At 66.9% G+C, this 6,468-nt stretch carries 5 protein-coding genes; 4 read left to right on the top strand and 1 reads right to left on the bottom strand.

Annotation, left to right across the window (positions count from 1 at the left end):
* The 4 genes from ftsY to VFA16_RS20145 form a co-directional block, all read left to right on the top strand.
* Positions 1-1,080, top strand: a 1,080-nt coding sequence (ftsY, locus tag VFA16_RS20130) for a signal recognition particle-docking protein FtsY (protein ID WP_324969520.1), incomplete at its 5' end; no start/stop codon positions are given.
* Positions 1,081-1,219: 139 nt separating this feature from the next.
* Positions 1,220-2,749 (top strand): ammonium transporter, encoded by a 1,530-nt coding sequence (locus VFA16_RS20135; protein ID WP_324969521.1) that lies wholly within the window; start codon positions 1,220-1,222, stop codon positions 2,747-2,749.
* On the top strand, positions 2,658-2,939 hold the full coding sequence (locus VFA16_RS20140) for a P-II family nitrogen regulator (protein ID WP_232070477.1): 282 nt from the start codon (positions 2,658-2,660) through the stop codon (positions 2,937-2,939). Before VFA16_RS20135 ends, VFA16_RS20140 begins: the two co-directional genes overlap by 92 nt.
* A 106-nt stretch (positions 2,940-3,045) precedes the next feature.
* Positions 3,046-5,517: a [protein-PII] uridylyltransferase gene (locus tag VFA16_RS20145; protein WP_324969522.1), complete on the top strand. Its 2,472-nt coding sequence runs from the start codon at positions 3,046-3,048 to the stop codon at positions 5,515-5,517.
* A gap of 32 nt (positions 5,518-5,549) precedes the next feature.
* Here VFA16_RS20145 and VFA16_RS20150 read toward each other — a convergent pair.
* Positions 5,550-6,468: PPE family protein, SVP subgroup (locus tag VFA16_RS20150; protein WP_324969523.1), on the bottom strand; the 919-nt coding region annotated here is incomplete at its 5' end.

Here is a 6,468-nt window from a genome sequence, read left to right on the forward strand (position 1 = left end):
CTGCCCGGCGTCGGCGACGACGCAGCCGTCCCGCGCGACGCGGTCAAGCGTTCGATCGCCGACGTCCAGCTGCCCGAGCCCGAGACCCAGCACGTCGAGGCAGCGCCCGCCGCACCCGACATCGATGCACCAGCCGCGGCACCCGACATCGGCGCGATCGCACCTCCCGAGGGACGCCTGGAACGCCTGCGCGGCCGGCTGGCCCGGTCGCACAACGCGCTGGGCCGCAGCATGCTTGGCCTACTCGGCGGCGGCGACCTCGACGAAGACTCCTGGCAAGACGTCGAGGACACCCTGCTGGTGGCCGACCTCGGCCCGGCGGCCACTGAATCGGTGGTCTCACAGCTGCGCAGTCGGCTCGCCACCAGCAGCGTGCGGACCGAGGCCGACGCTCGCACGGTGCTGCGGGAAGTCCTGATCGGCGAGCTGCGCCCCGAGCTGGACCGCTCCATCCGCGCGCTGCCGCACCCCGACCACCCCTCGGTGCTGCTTGTCGTGGGCGTCAACGGCACCGGGAAAACCACCACAGTCGGCAAGCTGGCGCGCGTGCTGGTGGCCGACGGCCGGCGCGTCGTGCTCGGAGCCGCCGACACCTTCCGGGCCGCCGCGGCCGACCAACTGGAGACCTGGGCCGCCCGCGTCGGCGCCGAAGTGATTCGCGGCGCCGAGGGCGCCGACCCCGCCTCGGTGGCCTACGACGCCGTCGACAAGGGCATCGCCACGGGCGCGGACGTCGTGCTCATCGACACCGCAGGCCGGCTGCATACCAAAACCGGGCTGATGGACGAACTCGGCAAAGTCAAGCGGGTGGTCAGCCGGCGGGCAGCGGTCGACGAGGTGTTGCTAGTGCTCGACGCCACCATCGGTCAAAACGGACTGGCCCAGGCGCGGGTATTCGCCGACGTCGTCGACATCACCGGCGCCGTGCTTACCAAGTTGGACGGAACAGCCAAGGGGGGCATCGTTTTCCGCGTCCAACAGGAACTGGGCGTGCCGGTGAAACTGGTCGGGCTCGGTGAAGGGCCAGACGACCTCGCCCCCTTTGAGCCTGCGGCCTTCGTCGACGCGCTGCTGGGCTAACCCCATCGCTCGCAGTGAGAATTACGTAACCTCCGCGAAACGTTGAGGCACTAACGCCGCAACAACCTTTGCGCATTGTCTGACAAGGTCATCGGTCACCTTTGGTGGCCGGGGCTGCGCCGACCGGAGGTGATGTCGAGTGGACCAATTCCCAACCATGGGCATTCCCAATACTGGTGACACCGCCTGGATGCTGGCGAGTTCCGCGTTGGTGCTGTTGATGACGCCGGGCTTGGCGTTCTTCTACGGCGGGATGGTCCGCGCCAGAAGCGTGCTCAACATGATCATGATGAGCGTCAGCGCGATGGGCGTCGTGACGGTGCTATGGGTGCTCTACGGTTACTCGTTGGCCTTCGGTGACGACGTCGGCAATATCGCCGGCCGGCCAACCCAGTACTGGGGACTCAAAGGCCTCATCGGTGTCAACGCTGTCGCCGAGGATCCGAAGACCCACACCGCGGCGCTTCAAATCCCATTGGCGGGCACCATGCCCCACGTCGTCTACGTCGCATTCCAGCTGATGTTCGCGATCATCACCGTCGCGCTGATCTCCGGTGCGGTGGCCGACCGGATGAAGTTCGGCGCCTGGACGGTGTTCGCGGGACTGTGGGCGACTTTCGTGTATTTCCCGATCGCACACTGGGTGTTCGCGGCCGACAAGTTCGCGGCCGCGCACGGCGGCTGGATTCTCAACAAGCTGCACGCAATCGACTTCGCCGGCGGCACCGCAGTGCACATCAACGCCGGGACGGCCGGGCTGGTGCTGGCGATTGTTCTCGGCAGGCGGCAAGGCTGGCCCAAAATTCGGATGCGGCCGCACAATCTGCCGTTTGTGATGCTCGGTGCCGGACTCCTGTGGTTCGGCTGGTACGGATTCAACGCCGGATCAGCGACCAGCGCCAACGGCGCTGCGGGCGCCACGTTCATCACCACCACGGTTGCGACCGCCGCCGCCATGCTCGGCTGGCTGCTCACCGAGCGCGTCCGCGACGGACACGCCACCTCGTTGGGAGCGGCGTCAGGCATCGTCGCCGGCCTGGTCGCCATCACGCCGTCGTGCTCGTCAGTCAATGTGGTGGGCGCCTTGGTGATCGGCGTACTGGCCGGCGTGTTCTGCGCGCTGGCGGTAGGGCTGAAATACCGAATAGGCTTTGACGATTCACTCGACGTGGTCGGAGTGCATCTCGTCGGCGGTCTGGTGGGCACGCTGTTGGTCGGCCTGCTCGCCGCCCCGCAGACCACCGCGATCGCCGGCGTCACCGGCGTATCGCCCGGCTTCTTCTACGGTGGCGGGTTCGCTCAGCTGGAACGCCAAGCCATCGGCGCTTTCAGCGTTCTCGCGTATTCGGCTGTGGTCACCGCTATCTTGGCTTTGATCCTGAAATACACCATCGGGCTGCGCCTGAGCCCAGAGGACGAAGCCTCAGGCATCGATGAGGCTCAACACGCTGAGAGCGGCTACGATTTCGCGGTCGTCAGCGGATCGGTTCTTGGTCGTCACGCCTTGGAGGAGAGTGGATATGAAGCTGATCACCGCGATCGTGAAGCCGTTCACGCTCGACGACGTCAAGACCAGCCTGGAGGAGGCGGGCGTCCTGGGGATGACGGTGAGCGAAGTCCAGGGGTACGGGCGGCAGAAGGGTCACACGGAGGTGTACCGGGGCGCTGAGTACTCGGTCGAATTCGTCCCGAAGGTTCGCATCGAGGTTGTTGTCGACGATTCCATCGTCGACAAAGTCGTCGACAGCGTGGTTCGGGCGGCACGCACCGGCAAGATCGGCGACGGCAAAGTGTGGGTCAGCCCGGTAGAAACCGTTGTGCGGGTACGCACCGGTGAGCGTGGACCCGATGCCCTCTGAGGTCGGCCGCGAGTTTGCGCAAGCAGACGCAAAGGTATCGAATTCCGCACGTTTCGTGGGCTTTTGCGTCTGCTCGACCAGATCTATTTGATCCAACCCGCATAGTATGAGACCACGCAGGTCAGATCCCGTCCCAGACTCTCGATGGGAGGGTCCGGCTCCTGAAAGCGCCCGCCCCGCAATCGATTTGGTCGCTGCGCGGGAGCGCCTGCTTGCGCGCGGTCCGCGCGACCTGGATTCGGCGGCACTGCGAAAGGCGTGGCAGGATCTGCACGAGTCTTGGCTGACGACCAAGGCGGCTGAGATCGGCATCACCGCCAACAGCGGGTTCGCGATCGTCGCAACCGGGTCTCTGGGCCGAGCGGAGCTGCTGCCGCACTCGGACCTCGACCTGATGTTGCTGCACAACAACATGCCTGCCGACATTGTCGGCCAGGTCGCCGACCTGTTGTGGTATCCGCTGTGGGACGCCAACATTCGCCTCGATCACTGCGTGCGAACCGTCGCCGAGGCGCTGGAGATCGCCGGTGCGGACATCTCGTCGGGCCTGGCCATGCTGGAAGCACGCCACATTGCCGGCGACGCCGCGCTGTCGGAGCACTTGATCGACGGCGTTAGGCAGCAGTGGAGAAGCGGGATCCGTTCTCGATTCGGCGAACTCGTCGAGGCAGCCCAGGCCCGTTGGCGTCGCACCGGCGAAATTGCACACCGCGCCGAGCCTGATCTGAAATTCGGGCGCGGTGGCCTGCGTGACATCCAGTTGCTCGACGGGCTGGCTATCGCGCAGCTCGCCGACCGGCAGGCACTCCGGACCCCGGAGACCCTGGCTGGTTCGGTGGACTGGGCTTGTCGGGCGCTGATTGATGTGCGCACCGAGCTGCATCGGGTGTCTGGTCGCGGCCATGACGTGTTGTTGGCCCAATACGCCGACGACATCAGTGACGCCCTGCAGCTGGGTGACAGGTTTGACCTGGCGCGCGTCCTGTCGGACGCGGCTCGAACCATCAGTTACCACGTCGACGCCGCCTTGCGGACCGCCGCGAATTCTCTGCCGCGCCGAGGGATGTCGGCCTTGCGACGACGGCGCCGCCGGCCACTGGACGACGGTGTGGTCGAGTACGCCGGGGAGGTCGTGCTGGCCCGTGACGCCCGACCAGAGAACGACCCTGGGCTGCTGCTGCGAGTGGCTGCTGCATCGGCCGTTGCGGGACTGCCCATCGCGTCCGCCACGCTGAGCCGGCTCGCCGACACCGCACCCGAATTGCCCACCCCGTGGCCAGCCGACGCTGTGGACGACCTCTTGGTTCTGCTCAGTGCCGGGCCGGCCGCGGTCGCGACCATCGAATCCCTCGACCGGGTTGGCCTGTGGACCCGGCTGCTCCCGGAGTGGGCCGCCATCCGCGATTTACCGCCCCGCGACGCGATCCACACCTGGACCGTGGATCGTCACCTCGTCGAAACTGCCGTTCGGGCAAGCGGTTTCGCGACCCGCGTGGCGCGGCCGGACCTGCTGATACTGGCTGCACTGCTGCACGACATCGGCAAAGGGCGCGGCACCGACCATAGTGTGATCGGTGCGGAGTTGGCCACTGTGATCGGCGCCCGGCTGGGCATGTGGCCGGCCGACGCGGAGATGCTGGCGAAAATCGTTCGCCACCACCTGCTCTTGGCCAAGACGGCCACTCGGCGTGACCTGAATGACCCCCAAACCATCGCAGCGGTCGCCGATGCGGTCGGGGGAGACCCGGTTGTGCTCGATGTGCTGCACGCGTTGACGGAGGCTGACTCGCTGGCGACCGGCCCAGGGGTGTGGAGTGAGTGGAAGGCCTCGCTGATCAGCGATCTGGTACGACGCTGCCATCTGGTGATGGCCGGAGAGAGCTTGCCGCATCCCGATCCCATTGACCCCGAATATCTCTCGCTGGCAGACGACCACGCGGTTCATGTTGAAGTCAGGCAGGGCGATGGCTCGCGGTATCACGTCGTGATGATCGCCCCCGACGAGCGGGGACTGTTGTCGAAAGCTGCGGGCGTGTTGGCGTTGAACTCGCTACGAGTGCATTCCGCCGCAGTGAACATCCACCAAGGTGCTGCGATCAATGAGTTCGTGGTGTCGCCGCTGTTCGGGCAGCCCGCGGCGGCCGACCTTCTGCGCCAGCAGTTGGTCGGTGCACTGGCCGGCGACCTCGACGTCCAGGGGATGCTGGACCGGCGCCGAGAGGGCGAAGCCCATAGCAGCCCCGTCGGGGACGTGCCGACCGGCGTGCCCGCCCATCGGCCGACCGCTCCGCCGCGCATTTTGTGGTTCGGCGGCACGCCTGAGCGGCTGATCGTGGAAATTCGCGCGACCGACCGGACGGGCTTGCTCGCGCAACTGACCGGCGCCTTGGAGCGCGCTGCTGTCGACATCGTCTGGGCGAAGGTCACCACGCTGGGCTCGATGGTGGACGACGTGTTTTCTGTGGTGCTGCCGGCCCAGGCGGCGCCGTCCGAGGATGTGCAAGCGGCGGTGGAACGCGAACTGTTCGCCGTGTTGGGCAGCGCCGTCGTCGACCGATCCGTCGACTACGCGAGCTGAAGATCAGGGCCGCAGGGTCGTTTCCGCGTCCGTCACACCAGGACCGTCTTCGGCATCACGGTGGGCTTAACTCCGTACCGCGGAGTGCCGAAGCCCGCACCGCCGCGTCCGGCCGACGCTACCGAAGGCATCCCGGCCGGCACCGTTGCCACCCCAGTGTTTTCTTCCGGAGCGACGGTCCAACCTGAACCCTCGAACTCCGCGGCAGCGCTGGTTTCGGGAGTCCCCGCCGACCAGCTGGCCGGCACCGACAACTTGCCCACCAGGGAAGCCTGGCCCATGCCCGCAGCGACCGGCGCCGCACCAAAGCCGCCGCCCGCAGGCGCCGTCGCGCCCGCCAGGATTCCTCCGCCCAAGCCGGCGCCCAAGGGGGTGACATCGCCGACGGTGACGCCCGCCGGAGCATTCGCAACGAAGTGTCCCAGGGTCGCCATGGCCGAGATCGTCATCATCGTGAACCAGGACGCCGTGACATCGGCCGAGTTAATGCTGTTGAACACGATGCCGGTGTTCAGGAGGTCATTGAGACCTTGCCAAACCGACGTTCCCGTGGGTGCATCCGCGGCCGCCGCGAGCGGGTTGGCGAGCGCTCCCTGCGTGCTGGTGAGGCTGGACAGCACCCCGTTGAGCCCCGATGCCGTCGCGTTGCTGTTTACGGCGTTGGTGACTGCGGCAGCTTGCAAGCCAGCCCCGCCCGGGTTGGTGTTGTCCGCCGGGGGCGTCACCGGTTGCAGCTGCGCTGCCGCTGCCGATTTGGCGGCGTAGGCGTACAGCGCACTGGCATCTTGCGCCCACATCACGAGGTATTGAGCCTCGTTGGCCGCGATCGCCGGGGTGTTCTGCCCCAGGATGTTGGTGGCCACCAGCATTGAGTGCTGCGCCCGGTTGGCAGCAATCACCGGTGGAGGCACCGTGGCGGCGAAGGCCGTCTCGTAGGCCGCCGCCGATGCA

The sequence above is a fragment of the Mycobacterium sp. genome, from assembly GCF_035653355.1.
In the GTDB taxonomy this organism is placed as follows: domain Bacteria; phylum Actinomycetota; class Actinomycetes; order Mycobacteriales; family Mycobacteriaceae; genus Mycobacterium.